We start from the raw sequence: 26,927 nt of genomic DNA, 5'->3' as shown, positions 1-26,927 counted from the left end.
GTCTTTAACTAATTGTGTCGATTTTTGACATTTATTAAATTTACCCTTTGTAATTAAGGTGTTAATTTTTCAGAAGAGTTGTTGAACCTTTGATTTTTTTACCCTAAATAACTGCTCATTAACTTAAGTTCGTTGTCAGTAGGTACTTATATATGTTAAAAAATTAATCACTGACTCCTTCAGGCGTCAAAATGATGATGTATTGCACGTTTACCTTTTTAACGTGAGCCCATCTATTCACTCAACACTTTACTATCTGATTTTCAATTCCAGATTTTAATGATTAAGTTTCAACTATAAGGAACAAGCTATGAAGTTTCACATGCTCGCATTAGGAGTATTGTCGGCCACTCTTTTAGGATGTGGTTCAGCCGAGAATCAAACAAAACAAGAAGTTGAGCAGCCTAAACAGCAAGCTATGGTGGTAACTGCTAACCCCCATGCGACCGCGGCGGGTTTAGAGGTATTACGAGCAGGTGGCTCAGCTGTTGATGCAGCTATTGCCGTAGAATCTGTTTTGAGTTTAGTAGAGCCGCAAAGCTCGGGTTTAGCTGGTGGTGCATTTATGGTGCATTACGACAGTGAAACCAAATCTTTAGCCGTGTATGACGGTCGTGAGTCAGCACCAAGTGGTGCAACGCCAGACATGTTTATGTTAGAAAATGGTGACTCAATGCCATTTATGCAGGCCAAAACGAGTGGTTTGTCTACTGGTGTGCCGGGCGTGTTGGCTATGCTATCTATGGCCCACAAAGACCAAGGGACATTAGAATGGAGCAGTTTATTTAGTTATGCCAGTAAGCTCGCTAATGAAGGTTTTGAAATCTCTCCTCGTTTACATGGCATGTTAGAACGTTTCGGGAAATATATCCCAAGCAAGCCAGAAGATGGTCCAACTGATGCCTTTGAGTATTTTTATGATGAAGCTGGTGTAGCTCATCCAGAAGGTTACTTGTTAAAAAATCCTGAATACGCGAAAACATTAGAAATCATTGCGAAAGACCCAACTGAATTTTACCAAGGTGAGATAGCAAAAGAAATTGCCGCTATGGTGCAACAAGAGCCAAGAGCAGGCTCATTAACCGCAGAAGATATCGCAGCTTATAAACCTGTGAAGCGCACTGCACTTTGCCAAGATTATCGTGATACGCAAATTTGTGGCGCACCGCCGCCATCTTCATGGTTGGCTGTTGGCATGATCATGGGCATATTAGAAAATGGTCCTAAACCAAGTGCTGAAGGCCCTGATGATCCTAAAAACTGGGCTGTAATGGCACAAGCGCAACAACTTGCTTACGCTGACAGAGACCAGTTTATTGCCGACCCTAACTTTGTAGATATGCCTATCAAAGGGATGTTAAATAAAGAATATTTAGCTAAGCGAGCTAAATTAATTGCTGATAAAGCCACTCCTTTAACTTATGCAGTGGGCGATCCTTGGGCGTACAACGATACACCAAGCGAAACCACCGCTGGTATTGATGCCACACAAGATGTTCACGGTACTACCCATTTTGTAATTGTGGATAGCGAAGGTGACGTGGTATCTATGACGGCAACGGTTGAAAGTATCTTTGGTACTACACGTATGGTTGGTGGAATGTTTTTGAACAATCAGTTAACTGACTTTTCTTTTCAACACCATGATAAAGAAGGTAACCCGATAGTTAATGCTGTTGCTGCTAATAAACGTCCGCGTTCATCTATGTCTCCGTCTATTGTATTAGATAAAGACGGCGAGTTTCTGATGGCTACAGGTTCGCCAGGCGGTAATAATATTATTGCTTATACAGTAAAAACCATGGTGGGCGTGTTTGAGTGGGATTTAGAGCCGCAAGCAGCGGTTGATCTGCCTAATATGGTTGCCCGTGGTAAAACCGTACGTTTAGAAAAAGGAGCTGCGCCAGAGTCATTAATATCAGCCATGAAAGAAATGGGCTTTGATGTAGATGCTTCTCGAGGCGAAAACTCAGGGTTAAGCGTCATTATGCGTAAACCTGATGGAACCTTAGTTGGTGCTGCCGATAAGCGCAGAGAAGGTGTGATTGGTACCCTTTAGTTTGTTTAATTTAAAGCAAGTGATAGCTTTAAATGGCTAACACTTGCTTTAATTATTGGTTTAAATTTTTACCTGTTCTAATTAGTAGCTGCTGAGCAGTTGCACTTACTATATCTGGTATCGCATCATCGTTAAGGTCTGTTATTAAGGCGTCTTGCGATACAAACGGAATTCTAATTGACTCATCAAAAGTACCTTGCTCGGTTTGCAGGAGTAATAAACTGTAATCGAAGCTAGTATTACCTAAAATATCAAGGCGACCATCGTTATTAAAGTCCAAAAATCTTGCGGGTTTGTTAGTTAAAGTTTCATAGTTATAATATGAACCTGTTCTTTGTCCAATTGTGCTTAGAGCAAGCACGCTTTCCTCAAAACCTTGTTCAGACTGCTTGTAAATATATAAATGCGTTTTTGTAAAGATAAACACTTCACCATTACCGTCACCATCAATGTCTTTTATTGAAAAGTTATTAAATACACAACTATACCCACCACAATCTATACTACTTGAAAATTCTTCTTTATTAACAAACTCGCCATCTTCAAAGGCTAATATCTCTACATTGATGACATTAACTGCTCTATCTACAAATAGCGCTGCTATGTCGATAATTGTGTCGCCATCAAAGTCTGCAACTGTGGATAATTCGATATTGTTCCCATTATTATATTGAATCACATCAGAGAAGCCGTTTTCTGTTTGGATTGAAATGAGCAAAGAATTGTCCAAGTATTTATTACGAAACAAGATATCTTTCAATCCATCATTGTTAAAATCAAACACAACGGGCAAGCTCAAAGAGTAGATCCCCTCTGAATGCTCCAATTGCTTTATGGTTATAGGGTCACCAAAAGTTCCATCTTCTAAGATAGGATAGTGGTTAATATTGGTATAAGTACCTTGGCCTTCGAACACTACCCAGTCTTTGATGCCATCAGAGTTGATATCTGCAAAGGTGTAACGGTCTATGATGAGGCTAAAATCTAGTTTAACAGTTTGAAAGTGACTGTATTCATTGTTAGCATTTTTCTTAAAGAAATACGCTCTTTCTCCGGTGTGGTGATGTAAAAAAAGCTCTTCGCTACCATCATTATCAAGGTCTACATAGCTCATAGAGCTGAGCCGTACATGATTGCCATCAACAATTGTTTCTTGTGATGAGGAGCTAAATAAATCGAGTTTATTGAATCTGACCAATAAAGTGTCTTCGGAAGAATTACCATCTTGGTCAAACACTTCCACTTCAAAGCAGTAATCCCCATAGTCGGATACTGTTATCAGGGTTTCTGATGAAGCAGTTTCTTGAATAGATACATTGTTTTTATCCCCTTTAAAACCTACTAAAAAGTTACACTGGTGTGACAGGTTACTATTGATACTCCAGTTATAGGTTAGGGTATCCCCGTCACCATCAAAGCTTTTTGTGGCTGAAAGTAGTGCCTCTTGGGTTTCATCAATTAACTTTTCTTGGTCAGATCCTGCGTAGGCAAATGGCGATAAGCTTGTACCATTCGGGCTTAGGTTTTCTATGAGTTCTAAGTCTATTGTGTCATCGTTATTGTTATCAATTTCGATTTTAAGTATTTTCGAATAATCTGAGTTACTGTGGGCTAGAAATGAAAAATCTATGCTCCCTTGGTTACCTGTGAGTGTTATTTTGCCAAGGTTTTCATAATTGATATCACACCCAGATGGGTTAAACGCGCTAAACTCTGCACATAAAAAATCCACATTAGAGCTAATGTCCATGTAGCCATATTCCGATATGAAAAGTCTTCCTGAAAACTTGATAGCTGTCACATTATCTAGAGTTTGTGCATTGTCGTATTTTAGCTTTTCTACGTAATCCACATACCAATACTGGGTACTATTTTGATTATTAGTGATCTCAAATGACTCAGTGGTATAAATTTCTACTATTTGTTCACTGTCATATTCAAAGCTAAAGGTACCTGTCATAGTTAAGTCAGATTCGGGGTCGATAATATGGGTATTGTCAAACTCAATAGTGCCGTTCTTTATATCACTTCTAGAATAATCCCATTCCAATATATCAAGGACCATTTCCCCATCGAGAATAGTTCCAGAGCAATCATCGAAATTGTCAAAATCTAAACTTAGGGTACCTAAGTAACTGTTAGTAGTGCGATTATCTTTAAATGTTGCGCTGCCGCCGCACCCTCCAACTAACTTGTCATCGACTACACTGGATTCACCTTCGGAATCGGTCGCATCTAATCCTGTTGAAATGAAGCCTTGGAACAGTGTATCTACAAAAACACCAGCGCTGGTTTCATTAACATCAGCTTTAGATGTTAAGCCTTGATATAGGTTTTTAGCTGAAGAGTTTGGAGGTGTTGATGATGAGTTACCTGACCCTCCACCGCATGCAGATAGTAAACAAATGGTTAACCAAGATAGAACTCGTGTGTGCATAGAAAAAAATCCATATAAACTAAATGCTAGATATTTGTATCGATACTATCAAATGGAAAGAACTATGGTAATAGAAACTACAAGTGTCATTGATTGATAGGGGTTGCCCCTAGACTTTTTAAGAAAGAATTGGCTTATTTCAAAATAGGAAATTATAAATTTTACCAATTGGCTTAAAATATTTTCAATTTTATTGAACTAAAGTCTATAGTCATCGTCTGATTATATAGTTTTTATGTGTGTTATCTTTTAAGCCTGATATTTGTCAGGCTTTTTTTTGTCCTCAAAAAAGTTGTCGAAATTGTGTTGTAGCTTTTCAAAGTATTGACCTACATGGAGGCCATCTACTAACGCATGGTGAACTTCTACCGATACGGGCATGATGACTTCTTTATGTTTTTTCTTATATTTACCCATCACAAATCTAGGTATGGAGTCATGTTCACTTTGTTTTTGAGCATGGGAAAAGCTAGTGAAATGTAACCAAGGTAAGACTGAGCAAAATATACTGTTGGCCTTGCTATCAGCCGTGATTAGCGGTGAGTTGTGCTTTTTTGAATAGCTCATTTGTTGCTCAGCATTGTGATAGAACGTTTTAAACTCTCGGCATTTTCCAAAATCACAAAAGCTAAAGCTTTGATTGTTATTGAGCACAGTACAGCTGATTTCTAATTCGTCATGCAACTCTACATTGCTGTTATTTATACGTAATCTTAGAGGTGCTATTTGATTGGCTGTGTAACCTAAAATAAACAAAGAACAGATAAAAAATGACAGGTCATTGTCATTACAAAAACGCAGGGTTTGGGATACATCAACTGTTGCGCAGATATTAAAAAACGGCTGTGAAAAGGTAGAATAAAACTCGAAGTGTTCTTTTCTGTGCCAAGTATCAATATCGATTTGTTTAATGCTATCCACGACTGTGTAATATTTTAGGGGTATATTTGAATAATATTCACATAAGTTGGTTGTGATTGTAAGAGGCCATAAATCTTATTAAACATAAGAGCTTGCAATGCTTGCTAGGTTTTATTAGCTTGGTATCTCTTCTTTTAATTATAATAATCACAAAATAAAGACGACTTTATGAAGCATACACTTATATCTAGTTTGGCTATTGGCCTTGTACTAACTGCCTGTCAACCTGTCGTTGATAAACCCGCCCTGCAACCGTTTCAGACTAAGGTTATAGACTTTAAGGCTTCTGGTTTGATTGCCGGTACTTTGCCTGAAATTATTGACGCCCTTGAAACTGGTAAAGTTAGTTCTGAGCGGCTAGTTAATCTGTATCTAGAACGAATTGAGAACATCGATAAGAGCGGTCCTCAGCTACAAGCTGTTTTAAGTCTTAATCCAGATGCATTGAGTCAAGCTAAATCCTTAGATAAAAAACGTGCACTGGGTGAAATATTAGGGCCTTTACATGGTGTGCCTGTGTTACTCAAAGACAATATTGAGTCAAAAGATAATATAGCCACAACCGCTGGAGCTTTGGCTTTAAAATATAATATTACAGGGCGAGATAGCCCTTTAGTGGCTGGTTTACGGGCTCAAGGAGCCATTATTTTAGGTAAAACGAACTTGAGTCAGTGGGCAAACTTTCGCTCTGAGGGTTCAATGAGTGGTTGGAGTGCATTAGGTGGGCAAGTGCGTAACCCCCATATGTTAGACCGTAATCCCTGTGGCTCAAGCTCTGGATCTGGCGCGGCCACAGCAGCGTCACTAGCGGCAGCAACCGTGGGCACAGAAACTAATGGTTCAGTTATCTGCCCATCAAATGCTAATGGTATTGTTGGTTTTAAACCCACAGTAGGCTTGGTGAGTCAGCAGTTTATTATTCCTATTTCGGTATCTCAGGATACAGCAGGTCCTATGACGAAAACGGTTATGGGAGCCGCGATAATGATGAATGCTATGGCTACTGCTACACCCGATAAAGATTACACGGTTGGCCTTGTAAAAAACTCCTTAAAAGGTGTTCGAGTAGGGGTGTTAAATTTTGCTAAAGGCAATTCAACTCCTATCTTGGCACATTTTGATAGGGCACTTAAAGATTTAGAAGCGGCGGGCGCAGTTTTAGTGAATATAGATGAGCGTCCAGCAACCCCAGATGACTTCGGAAAAATGAGTTACGACATTCTCAAGTATGAATTTAAAGCTGGATTGAATCACTATTTAGCCTCTACACCCTCTGATAAAGTCAGTACCCGCTCTCTACAAGAGTTAATCGATTTTAATCTCGTAAATAAAGATGTTGAGTTGAGCTTATTCGACCAAAGTATTTTTATTGCCTCACAAGCCATGGACACTCTTGAAAGTGAAGAGTATAAAACGGCCCTCACCATGGTACAAAAAGCTACTGGTAAAGAGGGCATAGATAAGCTTTTACAAGAGTATGATGTGCAAGTGCTAGTGGCTCCATCAGGCTTAACTGTTCCAAGAGTTGACCCAATAAATGGTGATGTGTGGCCAAACGGTTGGCCTGGGTTGGGTGGTCATGCTGCTAAGGCTGGGTATCCCCATATTACTGTTCCAATGGGAGGTATTCATCATTTGCCGGTAGGCTTATCATTTATTGGAACTAAACACACTGATGCAGAGGTACTAGCATACGCTTATGGATATGAACAACAATCGCAACGTAGATTAGAGCCCCAGTACCTTAGAAATGCAGAAAGCATTCCCTTTATTAGACAAGCAATGGGCGGGTATTCAAACAACTATTGGTAAAGTGGAGAGTAGTGAGTGGATGAGCTAAGTTGAAATTAACTCTACCGCTTTTACAACTAGAGGGGCGCAACTCCCTTTGGTGACTTTTTCTTGGGTGTAGAGGTCTGTTACTTCAACTCCCATCAAAGGTTGGCCACTATGGCCATCTACTCAGCTCCCTTGCCAACTAGGTGATAAATATTCGCTGCGAAATACAGGTACACATGCGCTTAAAACCACTACAAGCAACCATAGCCAACTGATAGATTTAACATTACAAAGTGACATATAAATTGCAGTCATCAGGCGCATCCTTCTACAAATAATACATTGGGCACCAACCCGGCTTTAATGGCGCTAACCTTGCCATCAACATAATCAACTACTATGGCCTTATCTTGCTGTTGGTTGAACCAAGTTAAGTAAAAGCCATTCTCATATTCATGCTCTTGCACTTCAATCTTTGGGTAGGTTTGTTTGAAAGTTTTAAAAGTCATTGTGCCTGCCACTAAGGCATGAAATGGCGTGTTCTGAGTTAGCGCTCCTACTTTGTTGCTATCGATTCGAGTAATAATACCTTTATCAATCATTACACTTAAATTCGGATATTGGGTGAATTTCACATACTGGCAGCCCTCTAGCATCGGCCCTTCGATGGTAAAAGGTAGTTGACTTGAGCTGAGCTTGGTTGCAAACACAATCTCAGCATATCCTTCATGATGTAACTCACTTAATAGGGTGTTAGCGGTTAAATTCTGGCTCATCAGGAATACAAAAATAATCTGGATGAATTTGATATTGAGCTCCTTAAGCACAAGCAAAGTTGCACTGTGTCATTTTAGCCATTAAACACGTTATTCAGCAGTTAGGGGGGCGGTTTAGTTATTTTTTTCACGCTCTGTAAATGCTTTAGTACTGAGCTCTGATACGTTTTCCCACACTTCATTAGGCACTAAAAAAGACATGGCATAGTGAGCAATCCTCCATTGCCCATCTAGTTTGATAACGGTACCTGTGCCCCGAAAACGGCCCCATTTCTTGGAAACGGTGATCTCGTCAAACCAAGCAGTATTGTGGTCTTCTGAGAATATGAGGTTGCGCTCTACTGGTACGTAAGTCCAGCCAGTGCCGCCAGCAAAGCGTTCTGATACGTATTGGTCTAAGGTGACAGGTCGAGTCCATCTTTCCCAATCATCTGTACCCATAAATACTCCATTTGCTGTGAACGAATCTAAGTAGTTCTTTAAGTTAGCTTGGCTAGCTGCAGTGTGTAAACCATCTAATAATTCGTTCACCTGTTGGTTGGGGCGATCATCAGAGTGAGCATAAGCTCCCATTGAAAAACATAGAGAGAATGCTAACAGTATTAGAGTGAAGGGTTTCATGGGTAACTCCTTGGGAAATTCAAATTTACAAATGATTTAAATATCAATTAGGTGCTGTGTCATCACAAAAGTCAAATAGGGCCAAAGCCGAGGCTAGTTTATAGCGGTTTTATGTTCTAATGCTAATGTTTAGATGTAGCTTGTAAATCACACTCTAGCATTGTTAAAAGCCTGTGGTAGAGGTAAAATAGAAAACTAAGTACATAGGCATTTTTAGTTACATTTTTTGCACATTGGATACGTTATATTTTATGGATCATTTTGAGCTACTAGGGGTTACCAGAACCTCTACCACCACTGAAATTAAGAAAGCCTATCGTAAACTGGCCAATCAATATCACCCAGATAGAAACGACGGTGAAGAGGCGAAAGAAAAATTTCAGTTAATTCAAAAAGCCTACGAAGAGATTGCAGATCCTCAAAAACGCACTGCATACATTAAAAGTACTTATACCGTTATCACTGACCCAAGAGAAGTTGCCGATTCGTTTTGGCATAGCGCCTTGTCGTAGGAACCCCATTCATGAAATTTGACACCCCAATCCCTGCTTATTTAGCGGATGAATTTTCTATGTATTTAGAAAACATGGAATCTCTAAACGATCCAGAAAACCCAGATTTATTGAGAAATTATTTAAAAACCTTACAAAAGCAATTGGCATCTAATAGCGCGATTTTTACAGGGTTAGTTGACCAATTAGCCATGGCTATTACCTTAAGTGTAAGAATTAATTCAGAAAAATTAGCTAAGGTTGACTTAACTCAATCACCATTATGGGCTGACGTTAAACCTTTTGTCGGTGTTCATGCAGACGCTAGAACCACCATTACCCAATTGATGGAACACTCAGAAGACGATCTTAAAACCGCTATATTGCTGATCCATTTGTACAATACTTACGACTCTACGCCGTTACCAGAAGAGGTCGAAGTAGACGATAATGACGTAAACGAAAGCTATAACACTTACGGTTACGATGAATAACATTAACCTATTTTTGAGGAATATCTTTTGACTAGTAAAGCACTAATTCTCGCTACCGACATTACCGAGCAAGCCCAATACAGTGGTAGAGAAGCGGGGACCTCATTAGAAAAAATCGCCTCTGAACAAGGTGATACCGCAATGTTAGCCGTATTTGCGGAGATGGATATTTTAACTGTTGCTAAAATTGTGCGGGAGCATGACGCCACCATCCCTTCTATTGCTACTTGGTTAATGGATGCAGAGTCAGTCAAAAAGCTATTAAATGTTGAACCATCTTATTGGCAAAACTTGGACGAAGAGTCCTTGTTTAGTGTACAAACTGAAGCCCATAGCTTATTGGCGCAAATATTTCTGTCCTATGATGATGATGCAAAACAACGTGAGGTACTCAATGCTGTGGTACAAGATGACTTTGGTTTGCTGTATTTGTCTCTTCCTTTTATTGGTCATGACTTCTCTGAGCTAGAGTATGATGAAGAGCAAGTATCTGGGAGCATTGAAGAGTTGCTACTTAAAATTAAAAGTTTAAGCGAAGAAGCCTACAACGAAGTGCTAACCGTGAGCACTAATGGCACTTTGGACAATATCGAAGCCGCGTTAAAAAACAACGCCAATAAACAAAGAGTTTCGGCCGTTGAAATGGACACAGACGATATGTTTGCGCCGCTATAGGATAATCCCATGAAAATCGCAGAGTTAAGGAATAAACCTTTCGTTCTTTTGGTGTTAAAAGATGGCTTGGCTGAAGGGTACTTTTCTGAAGAGTTTGTGCATAAAACTAAGCAGCAGCTGTCTGATATGTCGCTGCGTATTGCCTCTGACAATTTATCTATTATTTATGCTGATCACATTAAGAAAGCCTGTGAAATTGTATTGGGTATTATTAATTTAGGCTTATTAAGCCAATGTCAAAATAGCACCGAAAAAGCCAAAGAAATCATCAAAACCCAAGGGATTGTGTATTGCTTTAGAGCAGGATGGGCCCAATACGCAGGCTTAAAAGAGATATCGGCTGAGTATTTTAAGAAAATAGATTTAAGTACTTATGCCTTAGGGGCAACCGATACCTCAGACATAACACAGTTACATGCTGACTTAGTGAAGCAAGGTCAAAACAGCTTAAAGTTATTTAACCTTCATAAAATTATGTCTGCTAAATATGCAGCTAATGTGGTCATTCCTGAAACTGATGAAGACTATTTGCGCTTTGAGTTACAGAAGTTTCTGAATTCAGCCCTTGGCCTTATGTTGATAGATTCTGACGAGAAAGTGTTTAACAACGAGCGTTACAAGCAGCTAATTACCTTTTTAACTGATACAGATGTGCAGCAGGTGTTTGAAAAGTTTGATGCCTGTGTAACTAGCTTTGCTGAACAGCAACCCAGTGGCACCAGAAGCTTCCTTTATGAATGCGCTTTATTAGAGTTTAACGAATTTAAAACTATCATTAGTTCGCAACAGAATATTGATATTTATATTCCAGAAATACTAGAGCTATCGGTTAACCTCACCAATGAGCTTCATGGTGATTTTGAAGGTGGTTACGACTTTGGAATGGATGATTTAGATGACCTCGATTTTTTAAAACCTTAGTAAAGAGCGTGGCACAGCGCTGCTTTTTAGGCGCGTTGCTTATAGTAATAGGGCATCGCTTCGCGACGAGGAAGCCACTTCGTTCACCATAGTCTCTGTAACTGCTTTCAGCGTTTCATTACCTGCTGCGTTAATGAGTGAATTGTTGGCTGCTGGGGTAGCGATTTGCCGCAAGTATGCTCTTTAAATCATTAAACTTCACGCCCTTCTCTTTTAGAAAAACATTAACTCGCTTACTGACCATTTGACGAATATAAAAAGGTTGGCTGGGGACAAAATGATGAATGGTATGAGTGTTACCAAAGTTAAAACAAAATAGTTGGAATGGCATAAAAAACCAATGGTTTAACACTTGAGTTTGTTGCAGCATATTAAAAGCACCACCATAATAATGCATTGATGAGGTGACAAAATTTAAACATGCGGAACGTAAGAAACTCGGTGCTATCCATACCACCATGGTAAAATTAATCCAATCTACAAATGTCATTAGCCAAGTCGGATAATGAATCAAAACGGCCAGGTATTCAACAATGAAGTTAAAGGTGTGGAACACTAAAAAACTATATAAAACAATGTAATAAATAGTGGTTAAAGGAAAACCTGCATTAAACAATGTAAAAAATTTATACCCTGTAATTTCACGAGAAAATTGTTTGCTGCGTACTATTAATCCGAGTAATCCATCACACACGACTAGCATTCTAAGTAAATGATTTTTAATACCATTTCCCACTAAACGTTCTTCAATATCTTGAGCAGTACCCGAGGTCTTGTGATGATTTAAATGAATTTTTTTACGATACCAAGGGTTAATCGTACTGGGTCTAATAACCCAAACCATAAACATCATAAAGTTATAAATTACCGCGTTGGATTTAAAATATTGCTGGTGAATCAGATCGTGCTCTATTTCGTGAGCTATAGAGGTACTTAATGCTCCAAGGATAATGCAAGCCCAAGCAGGGATAACTCCAATAAAATATAATACTCCAGAAGTCACAAAACCCAATACAGACAATAAAAGTATGCTTAAACCTAAGGTATTTTGGTGACCTAGAAAAGGGAGTTGCACACGTAAGGTTTTTTCCTGATTTTTGATATAACCAATTATCTCTCTAATGGTTTCTTTGTCTGAAGTGATCTGCATGTTCTTCCGCGGTTACTATTTAAGTTATACCTTACAAGGCACAGTGCTTAAGTACCAGTATGCTTGTATGTATCTATGTATGTTTTTCTAAGCTGGGCGCGAATTTTACAAAGTTAAGAGCAAAATTAGAAGGGGGTAATTGGTTTTTGGCTATGAGACATTCGCTGAGCTTACTAAGTTTATTCATTTCGTTCACCGCAATCCATTTCATGCAACTGAGTTATGTCATGAAGTACATCTTTGCATTTCACCCTAGGGGCAAGAGAAGCTTTTCCACAGGTGAGTTCCAGTTCAATGGATACTCATTGATCTAGAGTTTATCTAATTTTGAATACTGTCGATTTTTCAATTGATACCCACAAAAGTGCCCCAAACAGCGATTCCTGTTAATTTGATAGATTGGTAATTTCTTATAATCTCCCCTGTACGTATTACGTGTCACTTATCCAAAGGAGTAAATTAGTTATACATATATCAATGAGTTAGTGTAGGCACTAAGCTTGCGTCTTTGATATTCATTAATTTATAAAAGGAGAGTAACAAGGATTGATCTAGCCTATTCGGCTTATACTGCGTTTTATCTATATTTAGTGATGCTTCTAGTGCAGTGGATGTTGGCTACCTTTAGCAAGGTGCCTAATGCGATCTCTGGAAAAATAGATGACAGCTTGTCTCACGGTAGTTTTGTTTTCAGAGCTCATCGTACTTTTCACAATACCTTAGAAAACAGTGCCTTGTTTATAAGAACAATTCTGTTTGCTTTTATACTTAATTATCCAAGCCCTCGAAGCTATTTCTTTTTAATTGGTGTGTTGGCGAACCTGGTTATTTTGGTGACGCTAGGACTTAGGCTAGCCTAAGGCTTACTTTGTGCTACTGGCACTGCAACAACCGTTTCATTTGCAAAGACCATCTAAATGAAATAGATTCAACGGAACTGTTTCATCATAGGGAAAATATAGTGAAAAAAATATTAGTGATTTTATTGCCGATAATAACGTTTGCGGCAAATGCACAGGAAAAACACCAACTCAGTATAGGTGCAGGTTACGGTGATTACGACCTGAAGGAAGAATTTGATTCAGTTGCACTATTGGGCTGGGATGCAGGGCATTATAGTTTGGGGTACGGGTACAATTTTTCGAACAATTGGATGTTTGAATTGGATTATTACGATATTGAAAAAGGCTCTGTGTTTGACAACTCAGTTTTTGTCACCTCAGCTAGAAAAACATTTGATTTATCTAGGCGTAATCGCGCCTATGTTAAAGCTGGAGTGAATTATTATGACTTCACTTTAAAAGGTAGCTACAGAAATGAAAACGAAACTGGTCTGAATTACGCGGTAGGGATAGGATGGCAAGTGGATTTTGATATGGGGTTAAGTTTGAGTATCGAAGTAAATAAAATGAAGCATAGCTTTATTGATTCAACCTTTGTTGATTACTCATTAAGTTATCGATTTTAATAGCTCATAGGTTATTGATATATAGTGAAATTTATAAATTAAAATTACTAATTTTTAAGTTACGATCGCTAGGATAATAAAAAGCCGAAGAAACATAGTTTCTTCGGCTTTTTTGTTAATGAGGTATTGAGGTATTGAGGATAACAGTGATTAACTGTTTCTAGTTTTTCTGAAACCAATCATAACTAAACCTAAAGCAATAATTGCAAACGCACCTGGTGCAGATACTTCCGCAGAAGATGTAGCAAAAACATTAAGGTTATCTAAGCCCGCATCATTTGAGGTAGTAAATACAACACTTACGAGATCTGTCCATTCTAAATTGATGAATGTAGCCGTTGTTAGATTCGTTTGGTTACTTACTAGCGTATCACCGCTAAATAAGTTACCAGTTATAAGTACGTCGATGCTCGAACTAGATGCATATGCATTTATACCTAGAACTAAATCAGATAGATCAAATGAGCTTCCTGAATCTGCCGTTAAAGTAACAGTGTTGTATTCAGAAAAACCAAACCAATCAGTATCGTTACCAACAAAGTTAAAGCCATAAGTGGAATAATCTACATCAATAACTGCTGCATGATTATGAGTTGACGTTAGTACAAACCCCTCTTCTGTGTAAGGTGTTGAAGGTAGGTAAACAACTCTAGTTTCAGATGCTGCAACATCTTCAAAGTCAATTAGCGTAGCGTTGGCAGTCGCTACCGTAAATAATGAAACCAATAAAACAACTAAACTCTTCACTCTTAAACTCCTAAAATTAAAAGTAATATCTTTCTATTTTAACTATATGCACTAAATATGCCTACATGTATCTTCTTGTTTTTATTGATTTTTATTTTGATTTTCTATTTGTAAACAACGATCTGTAAAAAATCATGACACTTTAAACAGAGATAATTATGCTCAGCAAAAGTCATTAGTTACTTCAAGGTGTTTGTTAGCCTTAGCAATTTGAATGATATTGATAATTATCAATTTTTTACAAAATCTAACATTTGTAAGGTAGAAATCTATAATTTACTTACAGCCAATACTGTAAATTATATTAACTAATATTCATTCTAGTTAGGGACTACATCTTATGGGTACCAAAATATCATTTTCATTACTGCTTGCTGTTACATCTACATTTTCGCTAAGCCTTATGGCTGACACCCTGCGAAAACCATATAGCATTGGGGGTCATATTGCGTCTGGTGGAGCTGAGTTTAAAGGCTCAGAAGCTGATGGAGACGGTATAGTCCAAGTTTATGGATTTTATAATTATGACTTTACTCAAAACTTTGCCATTGAAGTGGGCCTAAATGTTGGTGTAGATGTGGATGAATGGGATTGTTACGAAGACAGGCATGACGACTGGTACTGTACTACTGCTAATCAAGATTCTTTATTTGGGGTAGGAGTCGATGATGTCGAATATTCGAATTTAGTTGCAGCTATAAAGGGTGTGCTACCCCTTAATAATCGAAATAGTCTTTACGGTAAAGTTGGGGCGCAACTTTATGAATATGAATTAAGAAGTAATCGTCATTTATTGTTTGAAGACGATGGTGTAGGTTTATATTTAGCTATTGGGTGGCAATATGAATGGGGTATGGGGTTAGGAATGAGCGCCGGATTTGAACGTTATGAAATGGGGAGCTTAGAATCTACCGCTGCAAATGTAGGGATTAACTACAATTTTTAAATGGCTAAGAATGCATCTTTAAATCAGCTAGAGATGAATTTTGCTCCACACTGGGTGCTTATGTTATACAAAGATGCCGTTTTTTAATAGAAAGCGGCATCGTTTTGTCTGTTTATCAAGTTACGAACTGAATTATAAAAGGGAACTTTCATTTATATTTTTGGCTTGTTTTCTTTTTGCGTAAGCACTTAAACCTAATCCAAAAAATAAAATCAAAGCAGCAGAAGAAGGCTCTGGAACATCTACAATATCATAATCAATGGTTAGTAGTGGGCCAAAATCTGGGTCTGCACCGTACATCTCTGAAGGGCTTGTAAAGGTCCAATCACCAGCCCAAATGGCCAATGTTAAATAGCCATCGTCAAAGAAAGTATTTTGCATGATTTCTGAAACATCTAGACTTACTGGGGTTAAATAACCTACATTGCCGTAGCCTAAAAAGTCCCCTATGCCTAAAATTTCCATGTCGTCATAGCTTGAATTTGCATAAAAATTATCAAAAGTAATGGTATCTTCTCCCCATGCATCATATTGAGAGCCTGCAACCCAGTATGGATTATTTCCATAGCTACCATCAGACTCAGCAATAGCAAGGGTTGCACTATTTATAACTACTGCGTGATTACTTCCTAAACCGTCATAAATTGAGGCTAGATCAAACCCTAGCAAACCATCCGCAGTATAATAAGACTCAAAATAAATATCTAATCTAGTGTCTCTACCACTGGCGTAATCACCAGAGTAATCGGAACCATCCCAAGCAGAGTAGAGGTTAGTGACTTGGTCTATTGAAATTTCAATCTCAGTAGCTTGAGTAATTAAACTAGCTGAGAGCAAAGTTGTAGTGAATATTAATTTAGTTAACTTTTTCATGTTCCTTTTCCTTGTTTTGTTAATTAATACATTAATTATTAGGTTTACCTCTTATTCTTGTTAGTTAAAACTACTGCAAAACTGTAATGTCCATTTTGTTTTCACAATAAGTCTTCATGAAATTACGTTCAGTTCAACTAGTGTGGTGAAGCAAAACACAGACCAGAGTGTTAATAGATTGATTGTTATAGAATTTACTGAGATTGTGAAAAATATGTAACTTAAAATGCACTGTTTATGGGCATTTTAATTACCTGTTTGGTTCATTGATTATTGCTTTAAGTAGCCTCTTATTCGCTGGTTTAAAGGTTAATGTGTTAACTGGCTTATGGAAAATTATTTGTTTTATGGATGTTTTAGCTAATTTCTAATGGCAAAATAGCGAACTATATATTCACTGTTTTGTAAGTTTGAGTTGTATCATTTGAAATATTCCCAGCGGGCACAAGCCATTTCTCCTTTTTTAGCCATGGCGTTTAGCGAGAAAGCCGCACGTTTAGAAGCGCAAGGAAAGCACGTTGTTAAGCTTAATATCGGTGAGCCTGACTTTGGTGCGCCCCCCGATGTGTTAAAGGCTATGGAACAATTAGCTGGTAGTGCTCCCCTTCCTTATACCTCAGCCTTGGGTTTACCTGAGCTGCGCGGAGCCATTGCAGGTTTTTACAAAACCAAACATCAAATAGAGATTGATCCAAAAAGGGTGGTAGTTACGGCAGGGGCATCTGCTGCCTTATTGCTTTTATCTGCGGCTTTTGTTGATGAAGGTGACAAAGTGATTATGGCTGATCCTTGCTATCCGTGTAATAGGCAATTCATTAAGAGTTTTGGGGGCAATGTTCAACTAGTGCCAACCCAAGCAAATTCTCGTTTTCAATTAAATAATGATTTGCTAGAGCGCTATTGGCAAACCGATACCCAAGGGGTCATGCTAGCTACACCTTCTAACCCAACGGGCACCGCTGTGGCGATTGATGAACTTGCTGCAATGTGTGACTTTGCCCGAAAAAAAGGTGCGTGGCGTATTGTTGATGAAATTTATTTGAACTTACATCATGGGGCTTCGAATTCACAACCTGCCAGTGTTTTATCTGTAGATGACCAAGCCTTAGTGATAAATAGTTTTTCGAAGTATTTTGGCATGACAGGTTGGCGTTTAGGCTGGTGTATCGTGCCAGAGGAAGCTGTTGAAGTCATTGAACGTTTGGCTCAAAATTATTATATTTGCCCGTCAACTTTAGCTCAAAAAGCGGCTTTACAATGTTTCACTGCAGATTCTTTGGCGGTGTGTGAGGCTCGAAGAGCATCTTTGGTTTCCCGTAAAAAGTTAGTACTTGCTGGACTACAGAAATGTGGCTTAGACGTGCCTGTTGTCCCCGATGGCGCGTTTTATGTTTATATGGACGTAACGTCAACAGGGTTAAGGGCCATGGAGTTTTGTGAACAGGTATTACAGCAAGTCCATGTATCTCTGACGCCAAGTAATGACTTTAGCGAACAAACAGATAAACAATTTGTTCGTTTATCTTTTGCATCCGCAGAGTCAGAGCTGAAAGAAGGGTTAGATAGATTAAATAAATTCATGCAAGGATTGAATGGTTAAATACAGCCTTCTCATCTTAATTTTAAAGGCTTTCGTGGTGTTTTTGAGATGTGTTGCTAGTTGATAGGTATATTGCCTTGTAGTGTGAAGATGTCTATTGTGAACTGGGTTATTAAGTAAATTTAAAGGATTTTATGAATAAATTAATATTATTAGTGGGTGCGTTAGCATTTTCGGTGACTTCGAGCATAGCCGCTGCAAAAAACTTTTTTGTAAACAGTGAAGTTAAATTAAAAGACGCCATCGAAAGTGTACAAGCTGGCGATAATATTGTCCTCAAAAATGGCACCTATAAAGACATACAAATAAAGTTTTATGGTGAGGGAACAGAACAAAAGCCCATCACTTTAAAAGCAGAAACCCCGGGTAAAGTGTTTATTGAGGGTATCTCAAACCTCCACTTAGGCGGACACTACCTTATCGTTGAAGGATTACATTTTAGAAATGGTTACTCGCCTACTAAGGCCTTGGTTCGCTTTAAAATTAATGATGAGAAAATTGCTTTCCACTCAAAATTTACTAATAACGTGATCGAAGAGTTCACCCAATTAGATAGGCATGTGACTGACCGCTGGGTAGAGTTTTGGGGGCAGTATAACGAGCTTAGCAACAACTATATTACCGGAAAATCTAACTTTGGCCCTACTGTCATGGTGGAGTTGAAGGGTAACCAGCACGTTAATAACCATCATCAGATTATCAATAATCACTTTGGGCCACGCCCCAGAAAAGGTGGTCCCCATGGTGAAACACTGCAGATTGGTAACAGCAGCACCTCAATGACGCCTTCTTATACGAATGTTGAACATAACTTCTTTGACCGCGTAAATGGCGAAGTGGAAATCATTTCTAGTAAATCAAACTTCAACATATTCAAGAATAATGTGTTTTTTGAAAGTGAAGGTTCTTTAGTTTTACGCCACGGTAATTACGCCACCATAGACGGCAATATGTTTATTGGTGATGGTGAGTCAGCGTTTTTTGGCGGAATTCGAGTGGTTAATACAGGACATTGGATCACCAATAATTACTTTTATAAATTAACAGGCGAAAAGTTCAGAGCGCCTATTGCTGTGATGAATGGTATTCCTAAGTCACCACTAAATAGATATAACCAAGTCACAGATGTGGTGGTGGCCTATAACACTTGGGTTGAGTCTCCAACGCCTTGGTATTTTAGTGTTGGCTCAAATGTATCTCAAAGTGCAGTCTTACCAAAGTCTGAGATACGTTCGGCAAGGCCTATTCGTACTATTTTTGCGAATAATTTAATTTATAACTCTACGAAAGCCGAATATCCCATTTATCACTATGATGAAGTTGACGGGGTGACGTTCAAAAATAATATTTCTAATTATGACAACAAAACAGACGTTAAAACCGACGGGATCGTGAAACAGTCAGTATCGATGGAATCAGTTTCACAGCGGTTGTTAGTTCCAAATACTAACTTCACTGAAGTATATAACGGTTTTGATTTTGATAAAATTACCACTGATTTTTTTGGTACTCAAAGAGCTTCACGTAATAGTGTGGGGGCTATGGTAAGCCCAGTAAAATCAGACGCTCATTTGTTTGATAAAACACAATATGGCACCTCTTGGTTTGCAACCGAGCAAGAAGAAAAAGAACCTAGTGTAATTAAAGTTGCTACCTCTGCGGATCTGGTTAAGGCGGTTGCAGCTGCAAGTTCTGGCGATATCATTGAACTGACGTCTGCAAATTATGCAATCTCTAATAGCATAGCTATCAACAAAACTATTTCGATTACTGCAACAGCTAATAATACCCCAGCCATTTACTTTACCTCTAAAGACACCGCCTTTTCATTGGAGCCTAAAGGCTACTTATATTTGGACGGCGTTACCCTTAAAGGTAATGGTAAGCAAAATGCCTTTGCAACTTTAGATAAATACATGTCTAAAGCCTATAACTTGTCTATTAAAAATAGTGTTATCTCTGGCTTTAAGCATGTTTTATATGTGTCTAAAGGTTCGTTTGCTGATTCAATAGTTGTACTTGATAGTGTCATCAAAAATAACCAAGGTGGGTTTTTATTAAATCAAGAAACCGATAACAAAGGTGATTACAACGCTGAGTTTGTGACTATTAAAGATACGACCTTTGACAATATCTCTAGCGTCATACTCGATTACCATCGTGGTGGTTATGACGAATCTACCATTGGTGGAAATTTAGTGTTTGCAAACAATACTGTAACCGGCTCAGGTGAAGATGGCGGATTGCTTATTAAGAACCGTGGCATAGTGAATTTAGAGCTAAAAAATAACACCTTTAAAAATAACCCTGTTAAATTGATAGCTATTTTGTGGGGGGAAAAAGGCCAAAAACCTGAGAACAACACCATTAGTGGCTCAGGTAAAATTGAAATTGTACAAAACCTAAAATTAGAGTTGATGTATTAATTTATAGCTTTTGATAATTCAGCTCCTGCTGCTCAGGGGCTGAAACTTTCAGTAGAAAACTCGTTACTTTGACCCAGACTGCGTGGAAGCCAATAGTGCCCTTACTGATACTATCGAAATTTAGAGGGTTGGCGGTGCTCGTTCTAGTTCGGCTTTTAACTATAAATATGTCAATGAGTTTGGATGTTTAATTTAAGCCAGTTTTAACCGATCATCGTTTAAACGACGTTACGACCCGCTTACCGTGGATATAGTCCCTCCTATAGTTCTAACTTTTTTAGAAATAATTTCAGCGTCCGCTTTAACCCTTTTATCAGTTCGCTTTGGCGCAAATTTATAGGGTAGCAAGGTTCATTAGCATAATCTCTCGTTGTTAAATAAATGTAATTTTAATGTTTATTTGATGGGTGGTGTGAAGCTACATAACTGTCTCATCACTAAATGGCAGCCAATAAAGCCTAAAGTTTTTAGTGTCATTTTTCTGTTATTGCCTCTTGAAAATCCCATCGAGTATGGGTGTGAGTTGTGGACGTTAGTTGGGCTTTAACTAGAGGTGTTGGGGGAGGGTATGGAGTTAATTATAAGTTTAACTTCATTAGCGTTCCATATGACATGCTCAAATTATTGAGCGCGTTAAGGCGAATAAAGCCAAGTGAGAACGGTAATTCATTTGCAAAGGAATATTATGTCTAATTTTAAGATTGTTAAGGGTGTATGTTGCGCCTTAATGTTGTCCTCTCCTATGGCAATGGCCGAATGGAAAGATGTGCCAACTGACTCTAGGGTCACGCATACTAGCGCTGTTTTCGATAATGTGAAACGAGTTATTTATACAGTTGCCAGAGTTGAGAATACGGGGTCACAAACTCTAAATGGACCTTTTAGGGTAGTTATCGATAAGTCAACTTTGGCAGTGGCTAATAGCGATGGGGTCACTGAAGACGGCTTGCCTTATTTTGACGTGGCATTATCAGAGTTAGAACCCGGTGAAACACAAAAGTTTAGAATTGATTTTGAGTTAGCCCGTAAACCTTTGCTGCTAAGAGCTTCATTGCAAAGTGAAGTGGCAGAAGACGGTTGGCAATTAGTCTGGAGCGATGAATTTGAAGGCACCGAGATTGATGAATCTAAATGGTCTCACGAAGTTAACTGTGATGGCGGCGGCAATAACGAAAAGCAATGTTATACCGATAGTGCAGATAATTCTTACATTGAAAACGGTGTCTTAAATATTGTAGCTAAGGCAGAAAGTGGCCAATCATTACCATACAGTTCGGCCAGACTTCGTACTGTAGACAAAGGTGACTGGACTTATGGGCGTTTCGAAATTCGTGCCAAAGCACCTAGTGGTCAAGGTGCTTGGCCCGCAATTTGGATGTTACCCACAGATTATGTGTATGGTGGTTGGCCTCATTCAGGTGAAATTGACATTTTTGAAGCCGTTAATTTAGGTGTGCCTTTAGATGATGGCACTGGCTCTGTGGAGTCGGCTGTACATGGCACTTTGCACTATGGTCAAAGCTGGCCAAATAATGATTATTCTGGATTAGATTACGCTTTACCCGATGAAGCTAACCCTGCTGATGATTTTCATGTTTATGCCATTGAGTGGGAAGAAGGTGAGATCCGTTGGTATGTAGACGGTGTCTTGTATCAAACTCAGTTGAAGTCAGAAGTCAGTTATAACGAAAATGGTGTTGCCGATGGCCTAGAGCATAGAGGTTGGTATACAGAGCAAGACGGTGAGTTTGCATACACAGAAGCGCCATTCGATGAACGTTTTCATATGATTTTAAATTTTGCCGTAGGAGGCGATTGGCCTGAAAATGTCAATCAAGGTGGTGTTGATCCATCGGCATTTGACGGTACCAATAAGTTTCAAGTTGATTATGTTCGTGTGTATGAATGTTCAGTTAACCCGACAAATGGTCAGGGGTGTGCAACGGTTACCGAGGGTTATTTAGATCCCATCGATGAAGGAGGTACCTTAAACGAAGGGCAAGCTCCTATTCCAATTCCACCTTCAGATGGAATAGCCGAAGACCTCATTATTTTCGAAGAAACTCTGAATCCAGCATGGCCAGCTTGGGATTGCTGTGGGGGGACTACGCCCACTATCGAATATGAAGATGGTGATTACTTAAACGTAGTGGAATTTGTTGTTGGTGCTGAGCCTACTGTATTGGGTTTTAATACTAATTTTGCTGAGACTCCAGAGCCCTATGACGGTTCACCATTAGAAGATACAGGTGTGCTGGAATTTGATTTGAAATTGGTTACTCCTCCTAACAATGCATCCGCAGGTTGGAACCTTAAAGTTGAGCAAGGTGGGGCTGCGACCGAGGCAAATATTGTTATCACCGCACCTACGTCACAATGGCAGCACTATTCAGTCCCCCTTAAAACCCTTAGTAATGCTGGTTTAGAGCTTAACGGTATTGATGTATTAATGATCTTTCCAGATTGGGGAGCAGGTGAAGGCGCGGTTTATCGAGTAGATAACGTTACTATAACTGAAACTCAAGATGATGGTGGTGATGACGGCAGCTTAAGCGATGTCACCCCTATTGATTTTGAAGAAGGCGGTTATGGTGCTGGGGTAAACTGGAATGTGTTTGAGAATGACGACAACCCAGCCCTTGAGTTTGTGGATAACCCAGATACTTCAGGAATTAATGATTCATCTACTGTTGCTAAATTTACTGCCCGTGTTACTGGTGCACCTTGGGTAGGAACGGAAACTGTGCATGGCGAGTTTGGCCCGTTAACACTTGATGAAACCAACAGCATAGTGAAAATGATGGTGTACAAAAGTGTCATTAGTGATGTGGGTGTAAAGTTTGCCATCAATAGTGGCGGTGCTCAGCAAGAGATCAAGGTAGCTAATACCCTAATCAATGAATGGGAAGAGTTAACCTTTGATTTTAGCGGCTATATTGGTTTAGCTGAGGCCATAGATATTGATCAAGTTATCGTATTTCCAGATTTTGACAATGCAGGCCGTACTCAAGAGAATATCGTATATTTCGATAACATTCGTTTCTATGGACAAGGAAGTGATGACGACGGCGGTGATGATGACAGCGGTGGAGATGATGGCGGCGATGATGGCAGCCAAGACGGTGATTTAGTTAGTAATGGTTCATTTGATAATGGCGGTGAAGATTGGATTGGCGCTGTAAATGTTATTGAAGAAGACGGCAATAAGGTTTTTTATGCCAATGTTTTAGCTGCTGGTAACGCCTGGGATGTAAACCTAAGTCAAGTTATGACCTTACTCGCAGATGAAACCTATATTGTTTCTTTTAAAGCCAAAGCGTCGGTTGAACGTACAATTCTAGTGGGGTTAGGGCTTAACTATGACCCTTGGACAAATGTCGCAGAAACCGCCTCTCTTACCACTGACTGGGTCTCTTACTCTTTTACCATTACAACCACAGGTTTTGGTGGCGAAAACAATCGAGTTCTGTTTGACCTAGGGGCTGAAGTCGGTGAAGTATATATAGATGATGTTAGTGTGGTTTTGCAAGATAGTAACGGCGGCGAGCCCATAGATGGAGATACCTATACTTTAATATCCTCTACTGGTGATTCCGATATTAATTTTGAGTCAGATACTGTTGGCGAATGGAGTACAGGTACCAGTATTCAAAGTGATGTCATGTTTGATGGTTTACTGGGCTGGGAGCTAGTATCTAGCTCAAACTCGCCAGAGCAAGGAAACTGGGGCACGGTTCTGGCTTTCCAGAATGGTATAAATGGAGACCTCAGCTTATTTAATCGTATCGAGTTAAAATTAGCGACCACAGGCAATTACGCAAGTGGTTACAAAATTGCGATTTCTGGTAATGGTGTAAGTAAAGAAATCACACTGCCCATAGATGAAAGCATTGATACTTGGCAAACCGTAACCCTAGATACCTCAGATATTCCATTAAATTTATCTACAGTCGATTGGATAGCGGTTTATGGTATTGGCGGACAGTCAGGTGTGTCGACTATCTATATCACTGACTTTAGCTTTATCCAAGATGAAACTATTCCCTTCGATAGTACAACTAACGACGACTTTGTATTTATCTCATCAGATGAAAGTGTGCCTAGTGATTTAATTGTTGATGGCGACAATAACAGTGATGTGGGCAATGTTATCTTTGGAGAGTGGAGTACCGGCACGCTTATCTCTGATGCCAATTATGCTGGGCTTGATGGCATTAAGTTAAGTGCAAATGGGTCTTGGGGAGCGGTATTAGCACTGCAAGGTGATATATCTGACGGTTCAACTATCGACAACTATGATGTGGATTTTGCCGAATATACCAACATTAAGTTCAAAGTGGCCTCTGAAGGAGCATTTGAACGTTATGCTCTTGCTATTGTGTCTAATGTAAATGGTAACCAAGTGTCCCAAGAAGTGGGCTTTAGCTTAGCTAGCCAAGCTGAGTGGAATCTTATTGATATTGATTTAGCCATGTACGGGGTGAATCTATCTAATGTCAGCCAAGTAGCCTTATTTGGTGTGTATCAAGGAGGTTCAGCTTCCCAAGATATTTATGTGACTGACCTTATCATGTATGACTCTGGCAAACTAAAATCTGAAAAAGACAGTTCTGATGATAAATTTGTGTTTTTCTCTTCGACTGGTGAAGAGACAGACATGATTATTGATGACAATAACTTTGCTAATGACGGCAATATCACCCTAAATGAATGGTCTACAGGCACAACATTTATGTCTGACGTCATCTATAACGGCTTGACTAGCTTTGAGTTGTCAAAAGGCAGTGGTTGGGGTGCGGTACTCGCTTTAATGGGAGATATATACGGCGATGTGCAGCAGTACGATATAGACGTATCCAAGTATACATCTCTTAATTTCAAGATTGCTTCAACTGGTAGCTTTTCTGAATACACTTTAGATTTTATTGTTGATGGCGTTGAGTTTAAAGTGCCGCTAAGTGTAAATAGCAGCTGGAGTGACGTCAGTATTGATTTAAGTGAGATACCATTGGACTTATCTAAGCTTACCCAAATAGCGATATTTGGAGTGGGGGGGAATACCGCAGACAAAATTTATTTAACGGATTATCACATCGCTAAATAACCCTAATTAATTCTTCATTAAAGACCTAAACCATGAAAGTGGTTTAGGTTTATTCTTTCCAGATCTAATTAATAGCCAAATGGTAGGGGTAATTATTTACTCTTTTAAAAAAGAGGCTAGGATTTATCTTGTTAAGTAGGATGTAGTCTTAACAAATGAAACTTTAATTAAATTAGTAGAAAGTAAATGGAGATTATTAAATGCTATATATCAAGAAAACCCTGGTAATTATTGCTGTACTGGCAGTATCTAGCTTTGTAAATGCAGAAGTCCTTCCCAATTATTCCATAAGAGATTTAGGTACCCTAGGTGGTAACTTTATAGATGTAGCCGATATCAATAATAATGGATTTGTAGTGGGTGTTAGTACTGATGTTTCAGATGTCGAATACGCCTTTTTGTATTCATATGCTGATGACGCAATGACTAACCTGGGAGCTATGGGAGGAGTCTCATCAAAAGCTGTAAGTATTAACAATAACGACCAAGTGCTAGTAGAAGTTACTGACGCTTATGGCAATATTGTTCCAGCCTTGTACAGTGGTGGTATGTTAGAGCCTATTGGCGGTGTTCTAGAAGTATTAGGAGCGCTTGAAGGCTTTAAATTAATGACCATCAATGATGCTGGTCAAATATTAGCAACCTATTATGACCAATCAACTAAAACTGCCCACACCTATATCAGAGAATCAGATGGGACCGTGTTAGATCTTAATAGTTTAGGTATTAATATGTTTGGGGAAGACATGAATGGGCTTGGTGAGGTTGTTGGTTGGTTTGACGCTGATGGGACGGATAGTTATGGTAATTATAAAGCTATAAAACATACCGCCAAATATAGTGGCGGTTTAATGTCTGAAGAATTAAATGGTAATACTGCGGCAAGTGCTGTTAATGATAGTGGTGAACTAGTTGGATATGGGATCCATGGAGCTGCATTTGGATTTTTTGGCCAATCAGCATTCTCAATTGATAATGGAGTTTTGACTGAAGTCAAAGGAGGTTCGGGTTGGACTGGGGCATACGCATCAAATATCAATAATAACGGCGTAATTGTGGGGGCTACTTTTGACCACAATGGTAGTTATCCTTTTCATGCGTTTGTTTATCATGATGACTTTGGTTTTAAAGACTTAATGGATCATAGTTTGTACCTTCACGGTATAGAGTTTTTTAAGCGTTTTACCGATGCTATTGCGATTAACGATGTGGGTCAAATTGTTGGAGTCGGACCAATCAGGGATGTTGTAGATAATCCCGAGAGGGTTTTTATTTTGACTCCCATAGTAGAGTAATTTAGTCACCTATATTTCGGAGAAGTGGTTCTGATTTCTCAGTCCCTTCTCTTTACCTCCCAATATTAAAAAGCCTCGCCGTCAAACTCGTTATTAAGATGACGACAAGGAATGGGAAACACTGTTTATGCAGAGCATCAATTT

Annotated in this window: 20 protein-coding genes; 13 read left to right on the top strand and 7 right to left on the bottom strand. The window is 39.0% G+C overall.

Translation table 11 applies throughout. The annotated features are described in order from the left end of the window. Positions 1–310: 310 nt before the first annotated feature. Positions 311–2,059 carry a gamma-glutamyltransferase gene (gene ggt, locus EOK74_RS16730; protein ID WP_133471253.1) on the top strand — a complete coding sequence of 583 codons (1,749 nt, stop codon included), beginning with the start codon at positions 311–313 and terminating at the stop codon, positions 2,057–2,059. Positions 2,060–2,111: 52 nt separating this feature from the next. Here the strand turns inward: ggt and EOK74_RS16725 are convergent, their stop codons facing one another. Together EOK74_RS16725 and EOK74_RS16720 are read right to left on the bottom strand one after the other, a co-directional pair. Continuing rightward, the gene (locus EOK74_RS16725; protein WP_133471252.1) at positions 2,112–4,496 is read right to left on the bottom strand and encodes a VCBS repeat-containing protein; all 2,385 of its coding nucleotides are present in this window, start codon (positions 4,494–4,496) and stop codon (positions 2,112–2,114) included. A gap of 249 nt (positions 4,497–4,745) precedes the next feature. After that, positions 4,746–5,417: a CatA-like O-acetyltransferase gene (locus EOK74_RS16720; protein ID WP_239024143.1), complete on the bottom strand. Its 672-nt coding sequence runs from the start codon at positions 5,415–5,417 to the stop codon at positions 4,746–4,748. 168 nt (positions 5,418–5,585) lie between these two features. On the opposite strand from EOK74_RS16720, the gene EOK74_RS16715 reads away from it, so the two are divergent. Next, on the top strand, positions 5,586–7,229 hold the full coding sequence (locus tag EOK74_RS16715) for an amidase (RefSeq protein WP_133471251.1): 1,644 nt from the start codon (positions 5,586–5,588) through the stop codon (positions 7,227–7,229). Positions 7,230–7,510: 281 nt separating this feature from the next. Here EOK74_RS16715 and EOK74_RS16710 read toward each other — a convergent pair whose 3' ends face one another. Both EOK74_RS16710 and EOK74_RS16705 read right to left on the bottom strand, forming a co-directional pair. Beyond that, positions 7,511–7,972 carry a hypothetical protein gene (locus EOK74_RS16710; RefSeq protein WP_133471250.1) on the bottom strand — a complete coding sequence of 154 codons (462 nt, stop codon included), beginning with the start codon at positions 7,970–7,972 and terminating at the stop codon, positions 7,511–7,513. Positions 7,973–8,086: 114 nt separating this feature from the next. After that, positions 8,087–8,593: a nuclear transport factor 2 family protein gene (locus EOK74_RS16705; RefSeq protein WP_133471249.1), complete on the bottom strand. Its 507-nt coding sequence runs from the start codon at positions 8,591–8,593 to the stop codon at positions 8,087–8,089. Positions 8,594–8,844: 251 nt separating this feature from the next. On the opposite strand from EOK74_RS16705, the gene EOK74_RS16700 reads away from it, so the two are divergent. Genes EOK74_RS16700 through EOK74_RS16685 form a run of 4 tightly spaced genes read left to right on the top strand, consistent with a single transcriptional unit; the run spans position 8,845 to position 11,174 of the window. Continuing rightward, positions 8,845–9,105: a DnaJ domain-containing protein gene (locus EOK74_RS16700; protein WP_133471248.1), complete on the top strand. Its 261-nt coding sequence runs from the start codon at positions 8,845–8,847 to the stop codon at positions 9,103–9,105. Positions 9,106–9,116: 11 nt separating this feature from the next. Then, positions 9,117–9,578 (top strand): hypothetical protein, encoded by a 462-nt coding sequence (locus EOK74_RS16695; RefSeq protein WP_133471247.1) that lies wholly within the window; start codon positions 9,117–9,119, stop codon positions 9,576–9,578. 27 nt (positions 9,579–9,605) lie between these two features. Next, entirely contained in the window at positions 9,606–10,253 is a 648-nt protein-coding gene (locus tag EOK74_RS16690) for a hypothetical protein (RefSeq protein ID WP_133471246.1), read from the top strand. Between the two features lie 9 nt (positions 10,254–10,262). Further along, complete coding sequence (locus EOK74_RS16685) at positions 10,263–11,174, top strand: hypothetical protein (RefSeq protein WP_133471245.1); 912 nt, start codon at positions 10,263–10,265, stop codon at positions 11,172–11,174. A gap of 130 nt (positions 11,175–11,304) precedes the next feature. Here the strand turns inward: EOK74_RS16685 and EOK74_RS16680 are convergent, their stop codons facing one another. Then, positions 11,305–12,324: a fatty acid desaturase gene (locus EOK74_RS16680; RefSeq protein WP_133471244.1), complete on the bottom strand. Its 1,020-nt coding sequence runs from the start codon at positions 12,322–12,324 to the stop codon at positions 11,305–11,307. A gap of 545 nt (positions 12,325–12,869) precedes the next feature. Between EOK74_RS16680 and EOK74_RS21100 the strand changes: the two genes are divergently transcribed. Together EOK74_RS21100 and EOK74_RS16670 are read left to right on the top strand one after the other, a co-directional pair. Then, positions 12,870–13,184: an MAPEG family protein gene (locus EOK74_RS21100; RefSeq protein WP_338047280.1), complete on the top strand. Its 315-nt coding sequence runs from the start codon at positions 12,870–12,872 to the stop codon at positions 13,182–13,184. Between the two features lie 101 nt (positions 13,185–13,285). After that, positions 13,286–13,792: a porin family protein gene (locus tag EOK74_RS16670; RefSeq protein WP_166638795.1), complete on the top strand. Its 507-nt coding sequence runs from the start codon at positions 13,286–13,288 to the stop codon at positions 13,790–13,792. A 150-nt stretch (positions 13,793–13,942) separates the two neighbouring features. Here EOK74_RS16670 and EOK74_RS16665 read toward each other — a convergent pair whose 3' ends face one another. Next, on the bottom strand, positions 13,943–14,539 hold the full coding sequence (locus EOK74_RS16665; RefSeq protein ID WP_133471241.1) for a hypothetical protein: 597 nt from the start codon (positions 14,537–14,539) through the stop codon (positions 13,943–13,945). Between the two features lie 340 nt (positions 14,540–14,879). Here EOK74_RS16665 and EOK74_RS16660 point away from each other — a divergent pair, with 340 nt between their 5' ends. Then, positions 14,880–15,485 (top strand): outer membrane beta-barrel protein, encoded by a 606-nt coding sequence (locus EOK74_RS16660; protein WP_133471240.1) that lies wholly within the window; start codon positions 14,880–14,882, stop codon positions 15,483–15,485. A 132-nt stretch (positions 15,486–15,617) separates the two neighbouring features. On the opposite strand, the gene EOK74_RS16655 is transcribed toward EOK74_RS16660, so the two are convergent. Further along, positions 15,618–16,358, bottom strand: coding sequence for a hypothetical protein (locus EOK74_RS16655; RefSeq protein WP_133471239.1), 741 nt, complete (start codon positions 16,356–16,358; stop codon positions 15,618–15,620). A 424-nt stretch (positions 16,359–16,782) separates the two neighbouring features. On the opposite strand from EOK74_RS16655, the gene EOK74_RS16650 reads away from it, so the two are divergent. The 4 genes from EOK74_RS16650 to EOK74_RS16635 all read left to right on the top strand — a co-directional run bounded on the left by EOK74_RS16650 (position 16,783) and on the right by EOK74_RS16635 (position 26,783). Further along, the gene (locus tag EOK74_RS16650) at positions 16,783–17,958 is read left to right on the top strand and encodes an aminotransferase class I/II-fold pyridoxal phosphate-dependent enzyme (RefSeq protein ID WP_133471238.1); all 1,176 of its coding nucleotides are present in this window, start codon (positions 16,783–16,785) and stop codon (positions 17,956–17,958) included. 134 nt (positions 17,959–18,092) lie between these two features. Beyond that, positions 18,093–20,384: a chondroitinase-B domain-containing protein gene (locus EOK74_RS16645; protein WP_133471237.1), complete on the top strand. Its 2,292-nt coding sequence runs from the start codon at positions 18,093–18,095 to the stop codon at positions 20,382–20,384. A gap of 685 nt (positions 20,385–21,069) precedes the next feature. After that, positions 21,070–25,488 carry a family 16 glycosylhydrolase gene (locus tag EOK74_RS16640; protein ID WP_133471236.1) on the top strand — a complete coding sequence of 1,473 codons (4,419 nt, stop codon included), beginning with the start codon at positions 21,070–21,072 and terminating at the stop codon, positions 25,486–25,488. Between the two features lie 200 nt (positions 25,489–25,688). After that, entirely contained in the window at positions 25,689–26,783 is a 1,095-nt protein-coding gene (locus EOK74_RS16635; RefSeq protein WP_133471235.1) for a hypothetical protein, read from the top strand. The last annotated feature ends 144 nt before the right edge of the window (positions 26,784–26,927 follow it).

It is taken from the genome of Paraglaciecola marina, from assembly GCF_004360155.1.
GTDB classification, from domain to species: domain Bacteria; phylum Pseudomonadota; class Gammaproteobacteria; order Enterobacterales; family Alteromonadaceae; genus Paraglaciecola; species Paraglaciecola marina.
This window is presented reverse-complemented; position numbering and strand designations above follow the sequence as displayed.